Here is a 255-nt window from a genome sequence, read left to right on the forward strand (position 1 = left end):
GGCCGGGTGTACCCCGAGGCGATCCGCGCGAGGGTCTTCGCCGGTTTCGCGGCGGCGTGGGTGATCCCCTCGATCGTGGGCCCGGCCATGGCCGGGTTCGTCGCCGAGCAGGCGAGCTGGCACTGGGGCTTCCTCGGCGTGATCGCGATCGTGATCCCCGCGACGGCGATGCTGCTGCCGCCCCTCCTCCGCGCCCGTTCGAAGGTGCAGGGCGACCCCGCGGTGCGCTGGAGCCCGTCGCGGGTCGGCTGGGCG

Annotated in this window: 1 pseudogene; it reads left to right on the plus strand. The window is 75.3% G+C overall.

Features of this window, described 5'->3' with window-relative positions:
* Nucleotides 1–255: pseudogene (locus M3147_RS19195) on the plus strand (MFS transporter); the annotation flags it as partial.

The organism is Agromyces mediolanus, assembly GCF_023715325.1.
Taxonomy (GTDB): Bacteria; Actinomycetota; Actinomycetes; order Actinomycetales; family Microbacteriaceae; genus Agromyces; species Agromyces mediolanus_A.